Source organism: Algorimicrobium algoritergicola, from assembly GCF_008086165.1.
GTDB classification, from domain to species: Bacteria; Bacteroidota; Bacteroidia; order Flavobacteriales; family Flavobacteriaceae; genus Algorimicrobium; species Algorimicrobium algoritergicola.
In genome coordinates this window covers 603,080-626,530 of sequence record NZ_VSKL01000002.1, presented here as the reverse complement: position 1 = coordinate 626,530, position 23,451 = coordinate 603,080, and the positions used below count along the sequence as shown (strand labels likewise).

At 32.2% G+C, this 23,451-nt stretch carries 22 protein-coding genes and 3 tRNA genes; 1 reads left to right on the top strand and 24 read right to left on the bottom strand.

The window, feature by feature from the left end; genetic code table 11:
• Positions 1–11: 11 nt before the first annotated feature.
• The 7 genes from ES675_RS08830 to ES675_RS08795 all read right to left on the bottom strand — a co-directional run bounded on the left by ES675_RS08830 (position 12) and on the right by ES675_RS08795 (position 7,390).
• Complete coding sequence (locus tag ES675_RS08830) at positions 12–758, bottom strand: carbonic anhydrase family protein (protein ID WP_066256495.1); 747 nt, start codon at positions 756–758, stop codon at positions 12–14.
• A 387-nt stretch (positions 759–1,145) separates the two neighbouring features.
• Complete coding sequence (locus tag ES675_RS08825) at positions 1,146–1,835, bottom strand: metallophosphoesterase family protein (protein ID WP_066256501.1); 690 nt, start codon at positions 1,833–1,835, stop codon at positions 1,146–1,148.
• 75 nt (positions 1,836–1,910) lie between these two features.
• A complete protein-coding gene (locus ES675_RS16555; protein WP_066256507.1) occupies positions 1,911–2,660 on the bottom strand; it encodes a hypothetical protein in 750 nt (249 codons plus the stop codon).
• A 48-nt stretch (positions 2,661–2,708) separates the two neighbouring features.
• On the bottom strand, positions 2,709–3,284 hold the full coding sequence (locus ES675_RS08810) for a Crp/Fnr family transcriptional regulator (protein ID WP_066256509.1): 576 nt from the start codon (positions 3,282–3,284) through the stop codon (positions 2,709–2,711).
• Positions 3,285–3,947, bottom strand: a complete 663-nt coding sequence (ribB, locus tag ES675_RS08805; protein ID WP_066256512.1) for a 3,4-dihydroxy-2-butanone-4-phosphate synthase — start codon at positions 3,945–3,947, stop codon at positions 3,285–3,287.
• 445 nt (positions 3,948–4,392) lie between these two features.
• Complete coding sequence (locus ES675_RS08800) at positions 4,393–5,826, bottom strand: M20 metallopeptidase family protein (protein ID WP_082986008.1); 1,434 nt, start codon at positions 5,824–5,826, stop codon at positions 4,393–4,395.
• 37 nt (positions 5,827–5,863) lie between these two features.
• Positions 5,864–7,390 (bottom strand): amidohydrolase family protein, encoded by a 1,527-nt coding sequence (locus ES675_RS08795; RefSeq protein ID WP_066256514.1) that lies wholly within the window; start codon positions 7,388–7,390, stop codon positions 5,864–5,866.
• 119 nt (positions 7,391–7,509) lie between these two features.
• Here ES675_RS08795 and ES675_RS08790 point away from each other — a divergent pair, with 119 nt between their 5' ends.
• The gene (locus ES675_RS08790) at positions 7,510–8,268 is read left to right on the top strand and encodes a response regulator transcription factor (protein WP_066256518.1); all 759 of its coding nucleotides are present in this window, start codon (positions 7,510–7,512) and stop codon (positions 8,266–8,268) included.
• Positions 8,269–8,437: 169 nt separating this feature from the next.
• Here ES675_RS08790 and ES675_RS08785 read toward each other — a convergent pair whose 3' ends face one another.
• From ES675_RS08785 to tsaD, 17 genes are all read right to left on the bottom strand, one after another.
• Entirely contained in the window at positions 8,438–8,659 is a 222-nt protein-coding gene (locus tag ES675_RS08785) for a hypothetical protein (RefSeq protein ID WP_066256521.1), read from the bottom strand.
• Positions 8,660–8,841: 182 nt separating this feature from the next.
• Positions 8,842–12,384: an SIR2 family protein gene (locus ES675_RS08780; RefSeq protein WP_148367374.1), complete on the bottom strand. Its 3,543-nt coding sequence runs from the start codon at positions 12,382–12,384 to the stop codon at positions 8,842–8,844.
• A gap of 198 nt (positions 12,385–12,582) precedes the next feature.
• Complete coding sequence (locus ES675_RS08775; protein WP_066254780.1) at positions 12,583–13,704, bottom strand: DUF2914 domain-containing protein; 1,122 nt, start codon at positions 13,702–13,704, stop codon at positions 12,583–12,585.
• Positions 13,705–13,828: 124 nt separating this feature from the next.
• Entirely contained in the window at positions 13,829–14,635 is an 807-nt protein-coding gene (locus ES675_RS08770; protein WP_066254775.1) for an SDR family oxidoreductase, read from the bottom strand.
• Positions 14,636–14,766: 131 nt separating this feature from the next.
• Entirely contained in the window at positions 14,767–15,327 is a 561-nt protein-coding gene (locus ES675_RS08765; protein WP_066254772.1) for a hypothetical protein, read from the bottom strand.
• A gap of 275 nt (positions 15,328–15,602) precedes the next feature.
• Positions 15,603–15,676: transfer RNA gene (locus ES675_RS08760), tRNA-Arg, on the bottom strand.
• 18 nt (positions 15,677–15,694) lie between these two features.
• Positions 15,695–15,769: transfer RNA gene (locus tag ES675_RS08755), tRNA-Pro, on the bottom strand.
• Between the two features lie 80 nt (positions 15,770–15,849).
• A tRNA-Ser gene (locus ES675_RS08750) sits at positions 15,850–15,933 on the bottom strand.
• A 140-nt stretch (positions 15,934–16,073) separates the two neighbouring features.
• Positions 16,074–16,739, bottom strand: coding sequence for an HAD family hydrolase (locus ES675_RS08745; protein ID WP_066254768.1), 666 nt, complete (start codon positions 16,737–16,739; stop codon positions 16,074–16,076).
• Positions 16,740–16,764: 25 nt separating this feature from the next.
• The gene (locus tag ES675_RS08740) at positions 16,765–17,958 is read right to left on the bottom strand and encodes a THUMP-like domain-containing protein (RefSeq protein ID WP_066254765.1); all 1,194 of its coding nucleotides are present in this window, start codon (positions 17,956–17,958) and stop codon (positions 16,765–16,767) included.
• A 6-nt stretch (positions 17,959–17,964) separates the two neighbouring features.
• Complete coding sequence (locus ES675_RS08735) at positions 17,965–19,053, bottom strand: AI-2E family transporter (RefSeq protein ID WP_066254761.1); 1,089 nt, start codon at positions 19,051–19,053, stop codon at positions 17,965–17,967.
• A gap of 38 nt (positions 19,054–19,091) precedes the next feature.
• Positions 19,092–19,598 carry a TrmH family RNA methyltransferase gene (locus tag ES675_RS08730; RefSeq protein WP_066254756.1) on the bottom strand — a complete coding sequence of 169 codons (507 nt, stop codon included), beginning with the start codon at positions 19,596–19,598 and terminating at the stop codon, positions 19,092–19,094.
• An 11-nt stretch (positions 19,599–19,609) separates the two neighbouring features.
• Positions 19,610–20,251: a DUF4159 domain-containing protein gene (locus tag ES675_RS08725; protein WP_066254753.1), complete on the bottom strand. Its 642-nt coding sequence runs from the start codon at positions 20,249–20,251 to the stop codon at positions 19,610–19,612.
• Between the two features lie 2 nt (positions 20,252–20,253).
• On the bottom strand, positions 20,254–20,958 hold the full coding sequence (locus tag ES675_RS08720) for a 16S rRNA (uracil(1498)-N(3))-methyltransferase (RefSeq protein WP_066254750.1): 705 nt from the start codon (positions 20,956–20,958) through the stop codon (positions 20,254–20,256).
• 2 nt (positions 20,959–20,960) lie between these two features.
• Positions 20,961–21,581 carry a peptidylprolyl isomerase gene (locus ES675_RS08715; protein WP_066254747.1) on the bottom strand — a complete coding sequence of 207 codons (621 nt, stop codon included), beginning with the start codon at positions 21,579–21,581 and terminating at the stop codon, positions 20,961–20,963.
• Between the two features lie 119 nt (positions 21,582–21,700).
• Positions 21,701–22,324, bottom strand: a complete 624-nt coding sequence (locus ES675_RS08710; protein WP_066254744.1) for a hypothetical protein — start codon at positions 22,322–22,324, stop codon at positions 21,701–21,703.
• A 26-nt stretch (positions 22,325–22,350) separates the two neighbouring features.
• Entirely contained in the window at positions 22,351–23,373 is a 1,023-nt protein-coding gene (gene tsaD, locus ES675_RS08705; protein ID WP_066254741.1) for a tRNA (adenosine(37)-N6)-threonylcarbamoyltransferase complex transferase subunit TsaD, read from the bottom strand.
• Between the last annotated feature and the right edge of the window lie 78 nt (positions 23,374–23,451).

The following is a 23,451-nucleotide window of genomic DNA, read 5'->3' as shown; positions in this document are numbered from 1 at the left end:
AAGCGTGTTTATTAGTCTATAAACACCACTTCACCCGTTGTCATATTGTACATGGCACCTAGAATATCAATCTCACCATTATCTTCCATAGCTTTTAAGATGGGACTTGAGGTTCTAATTTCATTCATATTATTTATTACATTACTTGTGCTAACCAATTCAACATATTCTTGGTTAGATGCTGTTTTTTCACCTTCATATTCAGCGGCCATATCTATTGCCGGTTTAATTTTAGAAAGTAGTGCTGTAATATTCCCTAACTCAACGCCATCTATTGCTGATTTTATAGCACCACAATGTTCATGACCTAAAACGAGTATTAATTTGGCTCCAGCTACTTTACAGGCATACTCCATGCTGCCAAGAATATCTTCGTTTATAATATTTCCTGCAACTCTACCAACGAAAAGATCGCCAATTCCTCGGTCGAAAACATCCTCTACAGGCACTCTGCTATCAATACACGAGTGGATTATGGCTTTTGGATATTGGCTAAGGGTACTATTTTTAATTTGAGAAGACCGATTACGAGGCGTTAAATCATTATTTCTAAACCTTTGGTTACCATCTTTAAGGGATTGAATAATTATTTCAGGTGTTAAGGCGGCTTGATCTTCGGCCGATAAGACGGTTTCGACTAATGGTGTTTCAACCACCGTTGGCGGATTTGTTATGGCTTTGTCTTGATTTTTATCTTTACAAGAAATTACCGCTATAAAACAGGAAAGTGTAACTAAAATTTTGAAATTGGTTTTCATTGGTTAGTGTTTGATGGTTGAATTAGTTTTTATAAAAATAGCACTATTTAAAACAGGGTTTGGACGGTTTTGTCTTTTTTTTACGATTTGGGGTTGGTTTGGTGTTTGGAGGTGGAAATTTTTATCAACACTTTTAATAGGCTATTGCGTATTTAAGTGCATACGTTAGCACCTACAAACCTAATAGAAAATCAGTAAGAATTTTTGTAAGTAGTCGAGAACCAAGTAATTAATTATACACAGCTTAAGTTAGCATTGAGTGATTTTTAGATTCTAATCAAATTCTTTTTTTTGACTTTCGTAAACTTGCTCAAAATTTAAATGGAGTAATTTCCCTTTAATTAAGGGTTTGAGTGAACAGTTCCGCAATCTATAGACAAACTCAACTTAAGGAATTGAGTGCCTTCTTTTTAGTTTTCCTTTTTCTATTTGTCCTTTGTTATTCGCTTTTAAAAATTCGCCTGTTTCAACATTCAAACAAGTTAACCACATACCTCCGTGTGCAAAGGTATCAATGCAAATGGTATGTTTAAAATCAGCTATTTTTCCATTTTTCCGAGCGGTATGTCCGCAAATCACCATTTTTATTGGATCATACATTAAAGGTTCTTCAAATTTCTTAAAAAATAAATGATGTTCATCCTGTTCCTCTAAACTCTTGTTTTTTTCAAGTCCTGCATGAACGAAAATGAATTCTCCAATTTCCAAATAGGGTAAGCAAGAATCAATAAAGTTCCAATGCGTTTTATCTATCTGATTCATCCAATTTTGGTTATCACCAATTTTATAGGAGTTTAATGTTAGTGATCCTCCATAATCTTCTAGCCAATACTCAAATATTTCAGGTGAAGATTTGGCACGTGTCATCATTATCTCATGATTGCCAAGAATAAATTCAAAGTCGCATACTTTACTTTTTTCAATTAACCAATCAATAACGTCTTTACTATCAGCTCCCTTATCAACGTAATCTCCAAGAAAAACGACTTTATCATCTTCCTTTATCCAATCCTGTTGAAAAATAGTTTTTAAGGCATTTATACTACCATGTATATCTCCAATTGCGTAAATGGCCATAATTACTTTTATTTTTACACCGAATAGTACAAAGCTTATATTGAGTTAGTTTAACTGTTGATAAGCATTAAAATTCTAGTAATCTACCTTTGACTTATTCTTTAATTTATTTTCTATGATTGGATATAGGTTGTAAGTTGGATAAATTTCTGTTGTAAAAGCTTTCCATGCAGTTCTCTCAATCGCTAAATTTACAGCTGCTAATTTTGAAGCAGGGAGTTCTAACACAACCACTTGACCAAGTCCCATAACTACAAACCAATTAACTACAGAAGTACCTTCTGGAGGGAGATTTTCATAAAACCCTTGATTGGTTCTTATTTTTTCAATCTCGTTTAAATTCATACTTTGATCATGTTTAAGAAAGACGGTTAATAATAATTTGTCATCATCTTTTTCTTTTTCAGAAATGAGTTTTGAATCAAGCGCTATTTTTGACTTATTTTTCAACTTATGTTCTATGATAGGATACAAATTGTACGTTGGATAAATTTCTGTTGTAAAAGCCTTCCATGCAGTTCTCTCAATTGCTAAATTTACAGCTGCTAATTTTGAGGCAGGAAGTTCTAATACAACCACTTGGCCGAGTCCCATAACCACAAACCAATTAACTACAGAAACACCTTCTGGAGGGAGATTTTCATAAAAGCCTTGATCCGTTCTTATCTTTTCAATCTCATTCAAAGTCATACTTTGATCATGTTTCAGAAAGATGGTTAATAACAACTTGTCATTCGCTTTTTCAACATTGGGTTTTGAATCAAGCGATTGTGAAAAACCAGTAAATTGTAATACCAATAGTCCCAGTAATAATACGTATTTCATATTTTATAACTTTTAGATGTTTTGTGTTTTGTATTTTGTATTTTATTGTCAGATTTTAGATTTGATTCTACTTAAAGTTTCATGAGATATATTGATATAAGAAGCTACAATCTTGTTTGGTAAGCGCTTGACAATGTTTGGGTTTATTTTAAATAATTGTTTATAGCGTTCTGAAGCATCTAGTGTGGTAAAAGAAATTAATCTTTTAGAATTATTGACATACGCTTTTTCTAAATAGATGGTGTAAAAATCTTTCCATTTGGGAATGGTTTTCAGGAGATGTCTAAAGTCATCGTGCGTGATGTATAGAAGTTCACTATTTTCAATGACTTGAATGGTTTCTTGTGCAGGTTCATTAGATATAAAACTAACAAGTTCTGTAGCAAATTGATTTTCAAAGGCAATATAACGCGTCACATCTTTCCCTTCCTCATCCATGTAAAACAGTCTTAAACAACCTTTTTTCACGAAATAACTGACCTGACTATTTTTTCCATTTGAAAGTAAAATGTCATTTTTACTTTTTTTTATTGTTTTAAAATAAGACAAAACGATTTTTAAATCTTCATCTCCAATATTAATATTCTTTTTAATGTATTTAGTGAGTTCTATGTAGTTTGCCATTTATTTGTAGTCTCTTACAAATTTACGATAATGGATAATATCCTGTATTGATAAGACCATTAAATTATGTGTCTTTGCAAATTCTATGATGGTATCCGTTTTTGCCATTGTTCCGTCATCATTCATCAATTCACACAGTACGGCTTCTGGTTTTAAGCCTGCTAATTTCATTAAATCTACGCTACCTTCTGTATGACCTTTTCTTTCAAGAACGCCATTATTATTAGCTCTTAATGGAAAAATATGACCAGGTTTTGCTAAATCGTTGCTGTTAGCATTTTCACTGCATGCTACTTGAATGGTTTTCAATCTGTCTTTAGCAGAAACCCCTGTAGTCACGCCTTCTTTGGCTTCTATAGAAATGGTAAAAGGAGTTTGGAAGCTACTTGTATTTTCCTTTACCATATAGGGTAAATTAAGTGCATCCGCTTTTTCATTAGTCAAACAAAGACAAACAATACCACTACATTTCCTAATCATGAGTGCCATTTGGATATTCGTCATGTTGTGAGCAGAGAAAATTAAATCACCTTCATTTTCTCTGTCTTCATCATCCATTAAGATGATTCCCTTTCCATTTTGAAGATGTATTAAGGCTTTTTCTAACCTTTCTTGACTGTCGTTCCCAACCGTCTGTAATGTATTTAATTCTGCAAGTGCCATTTTAAATTTTTATTATTTCAATTGCAAAACTAATGTTGTCTTAAGTCAGATTATTTGACCTAAGTCAATAAATCAATTTTTTTAAAAAATAGAGTAAGATTTATGCTTTGGTCTAATTTGTGACTCTGGTGACTGTCAGGCTGGCTTGATAGGGTTTTACGATAAAACCCCAATAATCTTTATTTAAGCAAAAAATCACACTTGTTTTATATTGTGGTTTTTAGAGTTATTATTTTAACTTATTATAAGTTTAAAATTGAATGGAAAACCAGCTTTTTTCAATACCGAAAAATCACAATGGCATTATAGCTAACGGTTTGTGTATGATTAGTGGTGTGTTTAAGCACCTAATTTAGCAAATAAATCACAGATAGAATATTCCGCAGGAATGTTCGTAAGTAGGTGATAACCAGCCATTAATTATACATGGTGTTGGCAACTGGCTTTATTGTTTAAGTCTTTCAATTATTATTGATGAAAAAAACTTTACTCCAGTTTTTATGCAACTTTCATCAACTGTAAAATTCGGCGAATGTGGCATAGAAATAATTCCTTTTTCAAAATTAGAACCTCCCAACAAAAAATAAACACTTGGTTTTATTTGTTGAAAATAGGCAAAATCGTCACTACGTCCATCAGGAATTACACCATATAAGGAATTTACACTTTGGTTTCCATAAATATTAGAAAGACTGTTTATTGTTTTGTTTGTTAATTCCTTATTGTTAGAAATAATTGGATATTCGCTAGAATAAGCCACACTAACTAATTTTTTAGCGTATTTAGATGCCTTGATTTTTTCCTTTAATAAAGATAAAATTGAATCCATTTTATTTTCGCTACTTGAGCTTATGTAAGTGCTAATTGAGATTTGATTATCTATTTGCTCAATTTTAAATTTTTGGGCAACTGTTAGGTAATCCTTATATATGGTATTTGGATTTCCAAGACCAATATTTGGGTCTAATAAATTTCTATTATCCCAAAACTTACTGTCTGGATTCACATTTTGAAAGCTTGATATTAATTCTTTTGTATAAGCAATGATGTCCTCATTTTCACTCGAATTTTTATACGATACTTTAAGGGATTTATAACCTGCAAAAAGCCAATTAGATTTTGTGCCAATCACACCCACTGGCATTGGTGAAATATGTAATGCATAAATTTCATCAGGATTGATGATGTCAAATAATCCATCGTTTATCATTGCTTTTGCGCCTTTTAGATTTTCTTCTGAAGGCTGAAAAACAAAATATACCGTTCCTGATAATTTTTCCTTTAAGCTTGATAATACATCTGCAATTCCAAGCGCAATTGTAGCGTTTACATCGTGTCCGCAAATATGACTTACACCTTTGTTTTTTGATTGAAATGCTTCAACATCAAGAACTTTGGACTCTAATGCATCAATATCTGCTCGCCAAGCTATATGTTTTCCTTCTTTATTGGTTTTTAATATGCCAACAACACCGTAACCACCAATGTTGGTATGAACTTCAAGCCCAAGTGACGTTAAGTATTCCGCTATTTTATTGGACGTTCGTTTTTCTTGTTCCGATAATTCGGGATAGGTATGAAAATCTCTTCGGATTTTTATCAGGCTATCAAAAATATGGTCAGTGCGTTGTTGAACCATTTTATGGACGGTAGCATCTATTGTTTTGTTTTGTCCGAATATAGAGTATGGTAAGAATGCTAATTGTAACACCAATGCTATTTTAAAAAGTTTTTTATTTGAAATGATTTTTACAAAATTTTGTTTTACATGGTAAAGATGCGATACACTATTGAGCTGTATCTGACACGCCACAAAGTACTTGGTTGGTTTTTGCCTTATAATAGAAGGATAATCTGTTGTGTATTCATTTTCTTTCATAATGCCTATTGTTAGTTTGTTTTCTTTGTTACGTATTTCAATTTACATATTCTTCTATTTCTACGTTTCTATTTTTGTTGTTCGCATCCTCAATAGCTTTTAAAATAGCTGTAATTTGAGCATTATCAATTATATATTTATTAAAGAACACATGGTCTATGGACTTTGTATTTTTAATATCCTTCAAAGGATTTTTTGTTAGTAATACTAAATCTGAATTGAATCCAACTTTTATCTTTCCAGAATTGCTTTTCATCCATTCATTCGGTGCAACAGTAGCAGAATAAAGCGTTTGTTGGTTTGTCAATCCAGATTTGGACAAAGATTCTAATTCGTTATGAAGAGAAAATCCAGCTACCATTGGTGAAACATTTGTATCTGTTCCAGCCATAATCGTAACATTATTGGCTACCAATGCTTTTGTCATAATATGAATAGCACTAACATAGGTTTCCCAAAAAGTTAATGAGAGTTCTTTAGCTTCTGGGGTGTTTTTCCCATCATATTCATAACTATTTTCATTAGGAAGCCAGCCTAATTTATGAAGAGAAGTTCCTTCAATTATTTTTGGATTAGCATATTTTAATTCCACTTCTTTAAGTTTAGATTTTAATTCAAATCTTTGTTCGGGAAGGCTTTCCATTAACCAAATCGTAGACGTAACACTAATGTTGTTCTCGTTAATTTTTTTTGCAATCTGGTTAGCATTTGAGCTTAAAAATTGAAGGTATTCTTCTGGGTTTTTAGAAATGGACTTTTCAAACTTCTCCATATTTTTTTTTATTAATTCTTCTATATGCGCAACCTCAATTTGACCTGATGTGTAGAAGGTCTCTAAATCAACTTCAGGGATATGACCAAGAACAGGAATTTTATATTCTTTTGCAATATTGATAGTTGCTTTAAATATTTCTGGATTTACTTGGGTATACATTTTTATGGCGTCATAACCTTGTTCACTAATTTTACTAATTGCTTTACGTGCATCGTTTTCATTAGTATAATTTATGCTCTTTCTTGTCCATTCGTGAAAATAACCTCCAATTCCGCTTATACTAGTAATTGAAGACGATGTGACAAACATTCTAGGTCCGATTCCATTATCGTTTAAAGATTTTTTCCATTCTAAATGAATGGGTATGCCTTTCATTTCCCTGATGTACGTTACACCATTGACCAAATATAAAAGTAAATCATTTTTACTTTCTTTTAAATGTGCATGCGAATCTACCAACCCTGGAATTAAATATTTATCTGTACCGTCAATCGTTTTTTCATTGCTCTGGATACTATCTTGGTGTTGGCTTATTTTCAATATCTTTCCATCCTTAATAACAACATCTTGATTCGGAATGAATCGACTGCAATCTTCATAAAGAATATTTACATTTTTAATTTGTACCGTTCCGAGTTCTGTTACCATCGAAGTCGCATCAACAACTTCTGTTGATTTTCCCAGAACTTTTTGTAACTCGTTATCAGCCCATATGAAATAAATGATACTTCCTACAACCCATACCGTGAGGATTGTTATTATCCATTTTTTTAGTTTAGTTTTTTTCATAATTTATGTTGTAAATTTACTTATTTACAAAACTAGACCCTATAATTTTCTATTAAGCTACACTCAAGTGTAGTTTTGAAAACTTATATTTTATTAAACATTTGTTTCTGTTTCATCCAATGAAGGACACCAATTCTTTTTTCTCTCATAGAAATACTGTTAGACATTTAACAGAAACAGATATTCAACAAACCTCAAATTATATTGAAATAGTTAAAGCTTTCTCTAGAACAACAAATCAAAGCATCTATATCATCAACTATGAAAGTAAAGGTTTTGAATATGTATCTAATAATCCATTGTTTTTAAATGGACATACAGCAAGCGAGGTTTTAGAAATGGGTTATGAGTTTTATTTTAAAAATGTACCATCAGAAGATTTAGAATTACTACTAAAGATAAACACAGTCGGGTTCGATTTTTATGAAAAATTACCAGAAGAAGACAAAAAGAAATACACCATATCATACGACTTCCATTTAAAAACAAACGAAAATAAATTAATTCTAATCCATCAAAAATTGACACCAATTTTCTTGACCGAAAAAGGAAAAATATGGAAAGCAATCTGTGTTGTTTCATTGTCCTCACAACAACAATCCGGCAATTTAAGGCTTCATAAAAATGGATATAATGAAACCCATCAGTATGATTGGGTTTCTAATTGCTGGAAGACTGTAGAAATGATTGTCCTATCTGAAAGAGAAAAGGAAATATTACAGTACTCTATTAGAGCTTACTCCATCAATGAAATTGCTGAAAGACTATTTATTTCTCCAGATACAGTTAAATTTCATAGGACGAAAATATTTGAAAAATTGGATGTTGCAAACATTAGTGAAGCCATTTCATTTGCTACAAATAATAAGTTAATCTAATAGTAATAAGTTCTTTTTAGCTTGTTGCCAACAAGTGTATATAGTTAATAGCATCTATATTTCCATTATAGAAATACAAAACCTTTTACACCTGCCATTTTTTTCCAAAAGTGAAAATACCATAAATAGTTACAAGTAGTTTACGGATACCCATAAATTGTAAGTGCTTTTAGATGAATGTCTTAAAACTTTCGTTGAACCACCCGTTTTGGTTGTAAATTGGGGTTTGTAATAATTTTAAAATAATAATGGCTAGTGCCTTGTTATTGATAGCTTTCCCGTTTTTAGTGGTGTTATTATGCCATTTCCAACTATGGGTTATGGATTTTTTAATTTCCGTTGGTGTAAATATGGACGTGAAAACATAGATGTTTTCAACGTGTTGCTGCACGAATAGTTTAGAGGAAAGAGCAAAAAATTAGCATTAATTGCAGTATGTAATAAGCTGTTAAAACCGGCTTTTGCTAGTGCAAAATAAGGATTAATATATGACGATACTTATAGAAGTACTTTGGTGAAAAGTTAATGAGTTTTTACTTGTTTTTTACCACAGTACTTTGTTGTGCGTAGTTTTTATTTTATAATTAATCTTTTATTAATACTTCCTTCAATTTTCTCTATCGCTATATACGCGTTGTTTCTTAAAACAGCATTCTCGCTATCCAACAAAGGTTTTAATTTTTTTTCAGCAAATTCTTCATCTCCTATACTTCCAATTATTGTTGTAGCGAAATTATTATAATCATCTTTTTCTTTTGTCATTTTATCAAACAACCAGTTTATAGTTTGTTCTGTGAAATCTTGTTTCTTTAGCTCAAAGTGATTAATAATTGATAGTAACTGATATTTATTCGAATAATCCTTATTGTTAAGCTTATTTAGAAGTAAGGTCTTCATGTGTTTAGAACAAAGACTTAAAAATCTTGGAATTGAGTAATGCCAATAAAAAACGTCCTCCTCATTTAAATTATTTTCTTGAATTTTATTTTCCCAAGATTTAAATAAAAACAAACATGTTTCGTAGTTGATAAAATCTGAAATCTCATCAGATTCATTTGAAAAGCTTTCAATAATAAACCTATTACGTATTTGATTGGTCTTGTTTACTAAAGGAATTATTTCAATACTGTAGTCTGAAATGTTTAAAAATAGACATTGATGAAGTGCTGAGTGATACTCTTCCTTGAAATTAGTCAAATGCTCTAAAATTATTTTTATTGAAAGCTCATGGTATTTATCAATTATGATATTTGCTAAGTTAATTTTTAATAAACTATTTTGAGTAGTGCTTACTAACTGATAAGCTCGTTCGATTACAGAATCAGATTTTAAATCTTTAAGATAACTTGAGAAATAAGAACCAATATTATTATTGCCAAGATTTTTGAATGATTTATCTATTATTTCTTGTGTTGAAATTATTTCTTTTTCAATAGGCCAAAATCTTCCTTGTAAGCTATAAATAACTTCCTTTTTCACATCATCATTTGATTCGTCTAATAAATTAGAAAAAACATGAATAACTTCTGATGACCTATTTCCTTCTAATAATTTTACAGCAATTATTTTATCTTTAACTTTGTCCGATTCTAATGCTTTTAGAATTTGTGGTACATAAAGGTCAGACTCAAAATGATTTAAAATAGTTGAAATATTGTCAATTAATAACTCATTAGAGTCAATTTCATCTATTTTATTAATCGAAGTTAATAAACTATCAATAACGGAATCGTCATTGAATTCTATAATTGCTTTTGCATAACCACTTGGGAAAGAATTACCATTTTTGAATAGACATTCTATGATTTTTGGAAGACTTTCTTTATGATTTGCTTTGGCTATAAATATAGCTACTTCAGGTCCAATTACATCATCCTCTAAGAATTTAATTATACTTTTTAAATATTTCTTATCAGAAATAATATTCCTAATTAACCAACCTAATCTATACTTTTTTCTATGCGTTATTTTTGAATTATTAAGTCGCATTAATAATTGCTCAATAAGAATATGTTTAAGTGAAATGTTTTTATAAGATGCAAAATCATAAATTGAATAAGCATAAAAAATATCTTTTTCTACAATTTTTTCTATGACACCTTTGGCATTTGACTCATTTAATAGTGAAACAAATAACATTATTGTTTCATCCCATCTGGAATCAATAATTTTTTCATCTAAAACAGTTTCATCTTTTGAGTACAATTTTTTCAAATGAAATGCTGATAAGAACTCTAAAATAGTTTGATGAACAAACCCGATTTTACCTTCACCATCTGGTAATAAAAATTTCTTTGATATTAAAATATTAAATATTTCATTATTTTTAAAACCAGAAGACTCTATTTTTTTCTTTAAATGAACAGGGTCAATATTTATTTCTCCAGAATTTGTTAGTTTATAACCAATACTTGAAAATAAATCCAATACGTCTATTTTAATACCGTAATCATTCTGGATACTTTCATTTACAGATAAAAAGTATTTAGTTATTAATAGTTTTGGTGTGATTTTATTGAGGTCAATATTTGAACTGTAATCCAGAAATAGTTTGAAAAAGAAGGGACTTGATAAGTAATTTAAAAAACGATTTGAAACTGTATCTAAATTATATTGTTGTTCTTCTAGTGTTTTTTTAACAAAATCATGATTTAGTCTTTTTATTTCAAATACAGGAAAATCTAGGAATGAAACATAGTTTAGACTTCTTGTTGATACATGTAGTTTGTTTTTAGGATATTTTTCAATAAAATCTTTTAAATCTTGTTCAAAATATTTTGTTTCGTGATACTCTTTCGGAATTTCATTTACTGCATCAATTATAATTGTGTATAGACCATTTTTTAATGTAATTTCTTTATCAACAGTTATTGGTAGTGAACTACTTATTAAATCAAACAAACTACCTTTGTATTCTTTACACTGTATAAATATTGGAATAGAGTGTTCGGAAAAATCATCATCAATTACATCCTTAGATTTTAAAGCAATTTGAGAGGAAAAATATTCTAGAGAAGTAGATTTTCCAGAACCAGGTTCACCAAGAATAATTAATTTATTATAAGTATGGAACACTTGTTTTATTGATGAAATTTTTTGCCTATGTTGTTCTTTAGATTTTGTGTTTGGATTACTTATTATTCCATCTAAGTTAAACAGATTTATATTTTTTGATTGAAAACTATATAATAATGTGTCACAATATCGTAGTAAAGCTAATTTGCTGGAATTAGATAGTTTAAAATCAGTTGTTTCTTTTTTATCAATTAGTTTTTTATTTAGCTCTTCAAGTAATACGAGTAGATTACCATGTTTCTGTTCCGAGTCCTGAATTGTTGCATATGAAATTAATGAAATGCCATAATTTTTATGCCAAAACTTTTTCTCAAGATCAGTAACGTCAGGCATGATAGCAAAGTGTTGCCTATTTCCTCCCTTATATGTTTCAGCAATAAAATCTTTAATCAATATGAATGTTGGGTCTGTTAAACCAAAACCTAAATACAGAATGGGTCTTTGAATCAGTAAATGTTTTAAAGTGTCAATGGTGGACTCCATATTATATCTAACTCTTCTATAATCCTCTTGAGTTAGAATTATAGAATCAACATTATGCATATCACCATGAGGTTTAAAAATAAATTTAGATGAAGAATGTTTTTGAATTGAAGCTTGTTCTATAGGTTGGTCATTATTTACTCTTCTTAGCATTAATCCGTTACGAAATTCTTGGTATGAATTTTCAATCAATGAATCATAGTTTGTTGTGATATAACAATCAGAGCCTAATGATATTATTAATTCATGAATTTTATGAGATTTAAGATTTCTATCAAAAAACTCTTCTTTAATAAACTCAGAAAAGTCTGCATCAGTTGATAATGATTTACAATAACTAGCCGCAATTAGCAAGTCACCTTTGTTAATTACGTTTAGGATTTCGTCTTTTTCTTTATCATTACAAATTCCTTTTTGTTCGAGAAATTTGGAATAACTTAAAAGTAATTTATACCATGATGGTGCTCCAGACCAAGTTGATATTCCAGATCCAATAAAAAGTGTACATTCTTTTGATTTAATCGATTCAATTAGTGATTCAGGAAACTGGTGTGTCATATTAATATTTTAGTCTGGTCGAAGTCTGTGAGTCAAATTACGCACAACAAGTGTATATAGTTAATAGCATCTATATTTCCATTATAGAAATACAAAACCTATTACACCTGCCATGTTTTCCCAAAAGGGAAAATACCATAAATAATTAAAAATAGTTTACGGATACCCGTAAATTGTAAGTGCTTTTAGATGTATGTCTTAAAACTTTCGTTGAACCACCCGTTTCGGTCGTAAATCTGGATTTATAATTATTTCAAAATCAATAACGCCCAGTACCAGTTCTTCTTCGGTAATGACATCTACTTGCCAGGTACCTGGCTTGACATTGTTTTTAAAAGTATAACCGCGAAAGCCGGCATTTCGGCCACCTGTGATATCAAACCCAATTTTATCGGTTTCTTCCCATGCTTCAGTGGTGTTATTATACCATTTCCAGCGATGAAAGATGGCTTTTTTTATGGCAGTAGGCGCGAATATAGACGTGAAAACAAATACCTTTTCATCGGGTTGCTGAATGAACTCTAATCGGTGATCGCGCCAAAAAATATACCAGTCATCACGTTCGTAAGTAACCAGATAGTTGCCGTTTTCTTTTTGAACACTATGAGCAACAATACCTTCATCTAAAGCTAATGGTACTGGTGGAATTAAATTAAAATAATAAAATAAATTGATACTTATATATAGGGTTAAAACAAGCCCGATAACTTTGGTTATACTAATTTCAGCTTTGGTACTCGGACTTTTTACATATACCAAAATGATTAAGCCTAAAGTAATAGAGAGGCTTAATAATCCGGAAATTATAAAAATGGTTGTGCTCATTTCCTTGAATACTACAGGAATCATGAACGCAAAAAAGGTAAAGCTTATAAAAAAGTAAATTCCGAATTGTAAGTATTTATTGGAGATTCGCCGTTTTAATACTTCGTTGGCTAGGAGTAGTGAAACCAAAATAACAAAAAATGAAATGGTTTTTGACATGGACACACTTCGGGAAAAATATATGACGTACGCGCTGGAAAGGCCACCAAACGAAAATTGTACGGCTAATGGAAAATACTCTTGAAAACGTTCTAAAAAGGTGCCTATCCATTTGCCATCTTCAGCTAAATTAAACAAGTATAACACCGTAGTTAAAAATGTCATGTGTAAGGATAGGACCGTTAAATCGTACACGCGATCTATACGGCCAAGTGTTAAGGTATCGAAAATAAAACCACCAATAAAGAACAGTAACGGCGCATATTTTTCATGTCTCCGAATAAAATTTCGAAAGGCACTATTTTTAAATTTAACGTAAGTTCTTTTAAAACGCATAGCGAGAGATTGTGGGTTAAATTAAAAAACAGTTCGCACTTAACGGTAGTCAGGATGCGTTTTTTATTTGAATGGGTTAAACTTTTATACCGCAAGCTTGCCTTGATCTGAATTTATAATCCGCTTATTTTTTACGCCCTACAAAATGTTCCATGGTTTTATAAATACCCAATACATCGCCCGTAAACCAGTCGAATACATTTACAGACATAACGGCTTGACCAAACCTTGTTACTCGGTAAATGTAGCCAGGAATGGTTACCATTCTTTTATTTGTTTCTATGGCTTTGATAATGGTTAGGGATGCCGCTTCTGGTTCTAATATGGGAATTTTAGATTTCACACCGTCAAACATTCCTGTATTTATATAATAAGGCATGATGGTGGTAATGTGTATGTTTTTTTTGAGTTGTTTCATTTCCAAACGCAAACTATCAGACCAACCAATAAGGGCCCATTTGCTAGATGCGTACACAGACATTTTAGGATTGGAGATTAAACCACCAGAGGAGGCAATATTACAAATATGACCAGAATTCTGTTGAAGCATATCGTCTAGAAATATTTTAGAAATATGCATAGGCGCTAGGCTGTTAATTTTCATGGTATTTTCTATATCGGCTTCTGTATGTTCATGGAAAAACTTACCGACAATAATTCCCGCATTATTGATAAGCACATCTACGATTCCAATATCTTGCTTGACGTTTTTAGCAGTTTCTAGAACCTGTTGCATATTAGAAATATCTAATTTATAACTAAAAAGTGCCGGATTGTTTTGAAACTCGGTGGCTGTTAAATCGATATTTTCCTGACTAATGTCCCAAATAACCACACGAGCTTGGCGTTCTAACATGAGGCGTGTCATGATTTTCCCAATTCCAGATGCCCCACCAGTTATTAATACTGTTTTTCCTTTTAAATTTTTCATGTGTTTTTAAGCCTTGTTTGGTTAGTTTTTTTGATTAAGAACAACCTATTTCCAAATATAGAAAACTATTGGTTTAAAAATAGCGCGAATGGGATATTTGAAATTAAGTTTATCTGAATGATTAGATGCTGTTATTTTACATAGTTTTTAGTCCAATTGGCGCCTTCATCAAAAAGGTTATAACCATTTTCGGAATCGGAGCACAAATAGCTTCCTGTCCATTGGCCATTTAAGGTAAATAGGTTGAAATTGGATTCAGCACGCACAAAAAATCCCATCCAAGTACCATCATTGTTATAATACAAATACACATCGGCATTCGCATAAATTAGAAACCCAATAATTTCAGCCGATTGATTGAACATATAATAACCCTCCCAATTCCCGTAATTTGGATTGAGTCGGAAATTATATTTAGGATTAATTTTTGAGTTGAATGCTGGGTTTAAATCGGAATTGTATTTCGGGTTAATGCTAGACGTGTATTTGGGATTTATATTGGCTGTATATTTTGGATTGATATTGGAATTATACTTCGGGTTAATTTGTGAGGTGAATACCGGATTTATGCTTGAATTAAACTTGGGATTTAAACTGGAATTAAATTTCGGATTTTGATTGGAAGGTATAATTTGAGCAAAAAGTGGAAGTATAGCGAGGTATAAAAAGACGGTTACTAAATGCGTTTTCATGATTTGTGAGCTTAAAAGCAAATCAAAGATACTTAAATTATTACGCTTAACATTTGGCCTAAATAAGCTTAAATGGGAGGGACGCTATTGCAAATATATAGAAATGCTTAAAAACAAAAAAGCCTCACTAAAACAGTAAGTCTTTAAGTGAGCCCGACAGGATTCGAACCTGTGACCGTTCCGCTTTGCGCGGAATGCGCTATTTACAGCTATATTTTAAAATAAAAAACATCTGAAAAACAAAAAAGACCTACTGAAAACAGTAAGTCTTTAAGTGAGCCCGACAGGATTCGAACCTGTGACCGCCTCCTTAGAAGGGAGGTGCTCTATCCAGCTGAGCTACGAGCCCGTAACTCTAAAAATATTGTCGGGGTGGCAGGATTCGAACCTGCGACCTCCGCGTCCCAAACGCGGCGCGATAACCGGGCTACGCTACACCCCGATAATTTTTTTTCAAATATGCAGTTTAACTCGAAAATTTCGAGCGTCTGCACCATGAAAAAACGGTTATCTAAAATAATGCGGAGAGACAGGGACTCGAACCCTGGCGACACTTACGCGTCGACAGATTAGCAATCTGCTCCATTACCACTCTGGCACCTCTCCATTAAATATAAAAGAACGTTCTTTTAATGCGGATGCAAATGTAACCATCCATTATAAAGAACGCAACTATTTTTGAAACTTTTTATGCGAAAAAATGTAATTTTTATTTACCGGTTAAAAATTCGGCAATTAACAAGCTATTAGTGAACTGATAAGAGGTTTTTTGCATGTTGAAAGGAAATGCTTTTAAAATCGTCTATCACCAGATTTGCTGTCTCATAATTCTGGTTTTTGGAGTGTAAGCTTTTATATCCAACACAAAAAATACCTGCTGCATTAGCAGCTTTTATGCCATTTGTAGAGTCTTCAATTACTAAACACTGCTCTTTTTTAAACCCGGAGCTTTCAGCTGCTTTTAAAAAGATTTCGGGGTGAGGCTTGGACGCTTTTAAATCGGCACCACTTAATTTTGCTTTAAAGTAGGGTTCCAATTCAAATCGGTTGAATACACTTTCAATTGTTTGCATAGATGCGGATGAAGCCAGCACCAAAGTCACGTTGTTTTGATGATAATCCTGTATTAAATCGAATACACCTTCAATGAGCTGTAAACTGCTATCAGACACAAATAAATCTTTAAAAATATGGCGTTTAATTTGTACTAATTCCTCGGGTGCATTTCCTAACTCAAAATGATTACAAAGCTGTCTGCAAACATTAATGGTAGATTGCCCTGTGAATGATTGATATTGCTGCTCCGTTACGTCTAACTTCAGTGAGTTAAACATACCATAATAGGCTTTGTGGTGCAGCGGTTCAGTATCTACAATTACACCATCCATATCAAATAATACTGCTTTTAACATGTTTCTCTTATTTATGTTTAAGCGATTAAGCTTTTAAATATTCTACTTTTTTACAAATTATTCCAATACGTTCCTCTTGCATGTTTGTCGCAAAAAATAGGTAAGTATCACCACCATCGGCTATTTTTAATTTCTTTCGGATGGTTGCCACAGCATCTGGAAAATTACGTGTTGTAATATTGGCTTGTGTTATCCCTAATTTTTTAACCGCTTTTTTATTGTAAGGCACAATACCTACAATTTCAAAAGAACGTCCAGGAAAATCAACCAAATCATTACTAGTGTACAAATGGGTGTGCTGATGTAACTTATCAAGTTGTAATTGATTGGAAACACTATTAAAAGCACCCGATTTTAAAATAGCTGGATTCGGCTCATACAAATACTGTTTTGGTAAACTGTAAGTTGCCTGTGCTAATGTTTCTTGATTTAATTGAAAATTGAAGGTTTGATTCTGGTTTTTATTGAGATTGATGGTTTTAATAGCAATAGAACCTTCATAACCGTTTTCAAGAATCCAAAGTAATTCTTTAACCTCATTATTCAAGCCAACCACATGAATTTCTTTAACCGCTTTTAACTCTTGGATTCCAGATGAAATATCTAATAAAGGAGCCGTTTTAATTAATAGATTGTTGGTGTGCTTGAATAAATCATCCAAATGATCTGGAACACTGGGTAAACAATCTTTTAAGAAAAACACTTTACCCTTACTATCATGACGTCTGGAAGGATCTATATAAATCCAATCGAAACCCGTTTTTTGACTTTTTAAAAACCCAATACCATCTTCTGAAATTGTTTGAATATTGGTGACTTGTAACTGTTTAAAATTATAAGTAACGATTTCAGATAAGCTATTATTTATTTCGCAATGAATTACCCGTTGAACCGTTTTTGCGAAATAATAACAATCTACACCAAACCCACCTGTAATATCCAATAGGCTTTCTCCTGAAACTAGGGAAGCTTTGTATTGCGCCGTATCTTCTGAAGACGTTTGCTCAATATTCAGTTTGTTTGGATAATAAATTAATGGTGTTTTAAACCAGGATGGGAGTTTGGTTTTACTGCGTTTTTTGGCTTCAATTTGCGCTACTAATTCTTTAATAGAGGCTGACGTATGAGGTGCTTTTCCAAAAAGTAGTTTGGTACTATCAGACTCTAAATGGGCATCTATAAATTCCTGATTTTCGGTATTTAAAATGGCGACATTCAAAATAGCTTATAGATTCTTTGTTAAACTCTGAACAATTTTATTGTCTGCTAAAAACTCCTTTAAAATAACCTTTAAAGCTGTGTAAGCCGGAATGGCGATTATCATACCAACAATTCCAAAGAGGAGTCCAGCAATAACAATAACCAGGAATATTTCAAGTGGATGCGATTTAACACTTCTTGAGAAAATAACAGGCTGACTAATAAAATTATCAATTAATTGGCCAATGGCAATCACAATTAAAACATAGAGTGTTTCTGGTAAAATAACTTCGCTAAAACTACTTCCTAAATTACTGGTCATAGTCAGTAATATCATAATACAACCACCAATTACGGGTCCTAAATAAGGAATTAAATTAATTAGGGCACATAAGAATGCTATTACAACAGCGTTTTCAACACCAACAATTAATAAACCAATGGTGTAAATAACAAAAATGACTGAAATTTGAAATACAAGTCCAACGAAATAACGCGAGAGTAAATCTTTAATTTTTTCGATTGAATTTTTAACGCGACTTACTTTGCTATCAGGAACAAGTGTAAGTAGGCTGTTTTCAAAAAGTTTACTATCCTTTAAAAAGAAAAATGATATAAATAACACGGAGAATAATCCAATACTGAAACTCCCCAAACCACTCACAATGGAGTTTAAAAATTCGGGAATAACGCTAAAATTAAAGTTTGAAAATAATTCAGAATTTTCAAGTGAGTCTCCCGTATTTATTTTATCCAAATTAAAATGGGAAGCCGTTTCATTATATATATTATTAATATTTACCTGTAATTTTTCAATATCTAAAAGTGATAAATTATGACCTTGTTCAACAATTAAAGGAATGAAAAGACCTACTAAACCCAGTATCAATCCTAAAAGCATAATCATAGTTGTTACAACTGCTAACAGGTTATTGAATTTTAAACGACGTCTTAAAAATGCAACAATAGGTCGTCCTGTTAAGGATATAACGGCTGATATGGCAATGTAAACGATTACAGATTGTATTTTATAAAGAAAAAACAAAAGAATAGCCACGCCCAATAGATAGCCAATTGCTCTTAAAATACCGTTTGAAACTTGTTTAGAATTCATGCGTCAAATATACTGATTGAAACTGAAATGGTTACCAATTAATTTTCCTTAAGTTGTTTGGTTATTTCGTATAGGCAGATGCTTGTAGCTTGAACCACATTCATACTGCTATTTTGCCCGAACATATTTATGTGAACAACGGAATCTGCTAATGCTAAAACAACTTCTGAAACACCAAAATTTTCTGCACCAACAAGTAAAGCAATAGGTTGTTTGGGCTCAAATTTCATCTGATTAATGGCTTGGCTTTCTTCGGTGATTTCTAAAGCGATTATACGATAACCAGCTGATTTTAAACGCAAAATGGTTTCTAAAGTATCCATATTCATTTCAAACGGCACATATTTTTCTGTAGCGCGCGACGTTTTAGCTGATTTTCTTCCCAGCTCGATATCTTTTCCGCAGAAAATTAATTTTTCAACACCAAAGGCGTCGGCAGTTCTAAATAAACTTCCAATGTTTGGTGCATTGGTAATTCCATCGCAAATAACGGTAATGGGGAAGGTGTGTGGTGAAAATTTAGAGGTGTAATGTGTGAGTTGCATAATCCTATTTACTAATGCTCAAACGCATATTTAATAATATTAGCACCCATTTTTAAAGCTTTTTCTCGGACTTCTGGTGGATCATTATGAACAACTTCGTCTTCCCAGCCATTACCCAAATCGCTTTCATAGGTAAACAGAATTACCAATCGGTTTTCATGAAAAATACCAAAAGCTTGTGGTCGGTTCCCATCATGTTCATGGATTTTTGGTAAACCTTCAGGGAAACTATAAGCGTTATTAAAAATAGGGTGATTTGCTGGTATTTCTATCATTTCTGCATTGGGAAATACCGTTTTTAAAGCTTCTGTAACATAGGGTTTCATACCGTAGTTATCATCTATATGTAGAAATCCTCCCGAAAGCAGGTAGTTTCGTAAGTTTTCAGCATCTTCATCACTAAAATAAACGTTTCCATGACCCGTCATGTGGATAAAGGCATATTGAAAAATATCAATGCTTCCAGCCTCTACCGTTTCCGGTTTTTCATTGATTTTGGTGTTGATATTCGCATTACAAAACGCGATAAGATTTGGAAGTGCTGTTGGATTACTATACCAATCACCACCACCTTTGTATTTTAAAACTGCAATTTCTTGGGCAGATATACTACACGTAATAATTAATAAAAGAATCGTGATGCGTTGCTTCATAGTTACTCATTTACAAATGCCACACTGTGACATGCAACAATTGCTGCGGTTTCGGTACGTAATCTGGTTTCACCCAAAGTTACAGGAATAAACTTATTTTTAATGGCTGTTTCAATTTCTTTAACACTAAAATCGCCTTCTGGGCCAATTAAAATGGTAATTGCCATTTCGGGTTTAATTGCTTGTTTTAAAGATTTCCTATCCAGTTCCTCACAATGCGCAATAAAAGTTTGTCCTTCAAAAGATTGATTCATAAAATCTGAAAACGGAATGGCCTTATTTAAAGTCGGTAAATAGCAATTTAAGGATTGCTTCATAGCTGATTGAACTATTTTTTCAAAGCGATCTAATTTTATCACTTGACGTTCACTATGATCGCAAATAATAGGCGTAATGGTGGTAATGCCTATTTCAGTTGCTTTTTCTAAAAACCATTCATACCGATCGTTCATTTTGGTAGGAGCTACCGCTAAATGCAATTGATAATTTAAGGGTTTCTGTACTGTTTTAGCTATAATTTTGGCTTCACATTTTTTTATGGCATCCCTGGTTATTTCAGCTGAAAATAACCAACCATTGCCATTGGTAATTTGAAGGATGTCTCCCACATTTTTCCGAAGTACTTTTATAATATGACGACTTTCATCTTTGTCAAACGTAAAGTTTTCGGTAGTTTCAGAAATATGTGGATTGTAAAACAGCTGCATGATTATTTTTTTTCGACTATTTTTAGCACTTTAATTTCCTTGATTTCTTTTGGCTGGTAGGAATTTAACACCAAATAATACCAAGATTTATCTTTGAGTTCAAATGAAAACAAATCGCGTTTGCTAATAGGAACATTAATAATGACTCTTTCAAGTTCTGGATGCATTTTACCAGGAGCAAACCAGCCTGTATCACCATTTCTATTCGCATTTCTATCCATAGAATATTGTTGCGCCAATTTACTAAATGGCACACCATCTTTATATTTTTTTGAGATGGTTTTAATTAAGCTTTCCGCAGCTTCGGCATCTATTTTGTTTCCATCAATAAAAATATAATTCGCTCGATAATGTGTGGTTGTAAAACGGTCTACAACTTTATACCGGGTTCTTTCCAAATGACCATCAACAGTGGTTTGGCCAGAGCTAAATAAATTTCGTGCTAATTCGGTTTTATGGTTCTCCTCATTAAAAACAATAAAGGTATTACTTCTACTGGGGTTGGAATCTAAAAACAATTGGGCTTCGTCAGCATTGGTAATTGTTTCAAAAGTAGGTGTTACGGCTTCTTGTGCATGTAGGGTTGCGGAGAAACCAAATAAAAAAATAAGTAGTTTTTTCATAATTTGGGATTATTTAGTAAACAAAAAAACAAAAAATAAGGCTTCAATGAACGAATTGCCAAAACATTATTAACAGATGTTTTAACAAAACCAGTTTTTATGTGGTTATGGGATGCTTATTATTCAGCAAAAACCAGATCAATCTGTGGTAAAAAGTTTAATACATCAACTTCTTCATCATTAAAATTATAAAACCTAGTAGATAAAATAGTGAATCCATAATCCGTATATGGAAGGAAGTTTACAGTACCAGTATTGGTACTGCCATCAATGACGTTTCCAATAACATTATTAAGTCTTGTGCCATAATCATTCTGTATTCTAGACAGTACATAATCTGTATCTGGCTGTAAAACGACATGAGGAGTCAGACTAACATAACTCATGTTGTTTTGAGTAAATAAAAGACTTTCAGAATATATTATAGTTCCCGTGGCATCTTCTCTAATAATAATATCAAAAGGGACGCTGGCATCTTCATGAAAACTTTGATAGCCTATGCTGCATAATTGCTTTTCTGAAGAAACGCTGAAAACATAAGCATGTAATGGCGAATCCACATGATCATAACTATTTAAGTTTTCATTAATTAATATATCATTATAAATGGTAGAAAAAGTCGTGTTTGCCGTTTCACACGTTAATGGTGCAGGTTCTAATTGAGCGACATCATCTTCATCTTGACAAGAATTCAGATTAATAGCCAAGGCTAGAATGAGAAGTATGTTGATTCGTGGTTTCATAAAAGTTAATATTTTATTTATAATTATTAAATTTTCAATCTAGATGATGCTGTAATATCTTGCTCACTAAAATGGCCTTCCAAATACTTTAAATACCCAACAATAGCAATCATGGCTGCATTATCTGTGGTGTATTCAAATTTTGGCACATAGGTGGTCCATCCAAATTTTTGCTCGCCATCTTTTAATGCTTGACGAATTCCTGAATTTGCTGAAACACCGCCACCTATAGCAATATGATTAATACCTGTTTGCTTGGTGGCTAATTTAAGTTTGTCTATTAAAATACCAATAATAGTATATTGGATAGAAGCGCAAATATCATTCAGATTTTCTTCAACAAAATTGGGGTTTGCTTTGGTTTCCCGTTGGACGAAATATAGGATTCCCGTTTTTAATCCCGAGAAACTAAAGTTTAGGCCGTCCACTTTTGGTTTGGTAAATTTAAAAGCTTTCGGGTTTCCTAATTTAGCACGTTTATCAATTTCTGGACCTGCTGGATACCCAAGGCCGAGAATTTTTCCGCTCTTATCAAAGGCTTCACCAACAGCATCATCAATTGTTTCGCCTATTACTTTTAAATCAAAATAGCTGGAAACTTCAACTATTTGTGTGTGACCACCTGAAATTGTCATCGCTAAAAAAGGGAAGGGTGGCTTTGTAAAATCAGCTTCTTCAATAAAATGCGCCAAAATATGTGCTTGCATGTGGTTAACATCAATCAATGGAATATCCAAACCAAAAGCCAACGATTTGGCAAAGGAGGTGCCTACTAATAGCGATCCCATTAGTCCAGGACCTCTAGTAAATGCAACGGCTTGTAACTCATTTTTAGTAATGCCTGCTTTTTTAAGTGCTTGAGCAACAACAGGAACAATGTTTTTTTGATGCGCTCTGGAAGCCAATTCTGGAACCACACCACCATATTCTTCATGTATTTTTTGGCTTGCCACAACATTACTTAAAACACGACCGTTTAACAGTACGGAAGCCGCCGTATCATCGCAAGATGACTCAATTCCTAATATGTAAATATTTTCTGTAGTCATTTCTAATAATTGGGCATAATAATTGTTAATTTTGATGTCAAAGTTATAACTTTATAAACGTATCAAAAAATTTTTCAA

Excerpts from the sequence above, each read along its gene's own strand:
- ES675_RS08830 (WP_066256495.1), bottom strand. The coding sequence starts at position 758 with ATGAAAACCAATTTCAAAATTTTAGTTACACTTTCCTGTTTTATAGCG.
- ES675_RS08825 (WP_066256501.1), bottom strand. The coding sequence starts at position 1,835 with ATGGCCATTTACGCAATTGGAGATATACATGGTAGTATAAATGCCTTA.
- ES675_RS16555 (WP_066256507.1), bottom strand. The coding sequence starts at position 2,660 with ATGAAATACGTATTATTACTGGGACTATTGGTATTACAATTTACTGGT.
- ES675_RS08810 (WP_066256509.1), bottom strand. The coding sequence starts at position 3,284 with ATGGCAAACTACATAGAACTCACTAAATACATTAAAAAGAATATTAAT.
- ribB (WP_066256512.1), bottom strand. The coding sequence starts at position 3,947 with ATGGCACTTGCAGAATTAAATACATTACAGACGGTTGGGAACGACAGT.
- ES675_RS08800 (WP_082986008.1), bottom strand. The coding sequence starts at position 5,826 with ATGAAAGAAAATGAATACACAACAGATTATCCTTCTATTATAAGGCAA.
- ES675_RS08795 (WP_066256514.1), bottom strand. The coding sequence starts at position 7,390 with ATGAAAAAAACTAAACTAAAAAAATGGATAATAACAATCCTCACGGTA.
- ES675_RS08790 (WP_066256518.1), top strand. The coding sequence starts at position 7,510 with ATGAAGGACACCAATTCTTTTTTCTCTCATAGAAATACTGTTAGACAT.
- ES675_RS08780 (WP_148367374.1), bottom strand. The coding sequence starts at position 12,384 with ATGACACACCAGTTTCCTGAATCACTAATTGAATCGATTAAATCAAAA.
- ES675_RS08775 (WP_066254780.1), bottom strand. The coding sequence starts at position 13,704 with ATGCGTTTTAAAAGAACTTACGTTAAATTTAAAAATAGTGCCTTTCGA.
- ES675_RS08770 (WP_066254775.1), bottom strand. The coding sequence starts at position 14,635 with ATGAAAAATTTAAAAGGAAAAACAGTATTAATAACTGGTGGGGCATCT.
- ES675_RS08765 (WP_066254772.1), bottom strand. The coding sequence starts at position 15,327 with ATGAAAACGCATTTAGTAACCGTCTTTTTATACCTCGCTATACTTCCA.
- ES675_RS08745 (WP_066254768.1), bottom strand. The coding sequence starts at position 16,739 with ATGTTAAAAGCAGTATTATTTGATATGGATGGTGTAATTGTAGATACT.
- ES675_RS08735 (WP_066254761.1), bottom strand. The coding sequence starts at position 19,053 with ATGAATTCTAAACAAGTTTCAAACGGTATTTTAAGAGCAATTGGCTAT.
- ES675_RS08730 (WP_066254756.1), bottom strand. The coding sequence starts at position 19,598 with ATGCAACTCACACATTACACCTCTAAATTTTCACCACACACCTTCCCC.
- ES675_RS08725 (WP_066254753.1), bottom strand. The coding sequence starts at position 20,251 with ATGAAGCAACGCATCACGATTCTTTTATTAATTATTACGTGTAGTATA.
- ES675_RS08720 (WP_066254750.1), bottom strand. The coding sequence starts at position 20,958 with ATGCAGCTGTTTTACAATCCACATATTTCTGAAACTACCGAAAACTTT.
- ES675_RS08715 (WP_066254747.1), bottom strand. The coding sequence starts at position 21,581 with ATGAAAAAACTACTTATTTTTTTATTTGGTTTCTCCGCAACCCTACAT.
- ES675_RS08710 (WP_066254744.1), bottom strand. The coding sequence starts at position 22,324 with ATGAAACCACGAATCAACATACTTCTCATTCTAGCCTTGGCTATTAAT.
- tsaD (WP_066254741.1), bottom strand. The coding sequence starts at position 23,373 with ATGACTACAGAAAATATTTACATATTAGGAATTGAGTCATCTTGCGAT.